Annotated in this window: 1 protein-coding gene; it reads left to right on the top strand. The window is 69.2% G+C overall.

The features are described from left to right. Nucleotides 1-72: 72 nt before the first annotated feature. Nucleotides 73-710: branched-chain amino acid ABC transporter permease (locus G7A99_RS22965; protein WP_163144351.1), on the top strand; the 638-nt coding region annotated here is incomplete at its 3' end.

The following is a 710-nucleotide window of genomic DNA, read 5'->3' as shown; positions in this document are numbered from 1 at the left end:
AGCCCGGCGGATCGACGACGGCCTGATCGCGGGGCGCTCCGGCGCCCCGCGGCCTGAAGCGGGAGGGGAACCGTGGACCTCATCATCTTCACGCTCGCCGTGCTCGACGGCCTGGCGTATGCCTCGCAGGTCTTCATGGTGGCGGTCGGGATGACGCTGATCTTCGGCGTGATGCGCATCCTCAACATCGCCCACGGCGGCTTCTACGCCATCGGCGCGTACCTGTCGGCGGGCATCGGCCTGGCGATCGCCTCCGCCGGGCTCAGCCCCTGGCTGCACCTGCCGGCGCTGGTCATCGGCGCGGCGATGGCCGGCGGCGTGCTCGGGCTGGTCATCGAGCGCTTCGTGCTGCGCTACATCTACGTCAAGGAGGAGGTGCTGCAGCTGCTGGTCACCTTCGCCATCTTCATGATCCTCGAGGACGTCCAGCGCCTGGTCTTCGGCGTGCAGCCCTACGCGGCGAGCAGCCTGGTCGACGCGATGGGCACCATCAACGTGCTCGGCATCCCCTACAACGCCTACCAGGTGCTGCTGCTGCCCGGTGTGGCCGTGCTCACGCTGGTAGGGCTGCGGTGGTTCCTGCATCACACCCTGCTCGGCCACCTCATCACCGCCACCGCCGAGGACCGCGAGGCGGCGACGGCCATGGGGGTGAACGCCAACCGGGTGTTCCTGCTGACCTTCACCATCGGCACCGTGCTGGCCGCCCT

The organism is Arhodomonas sp. KWT (assembly GCF_010993615.1).
This window is presented reverse-complemented; position numbering and strand designations above follow the sequence as displayed.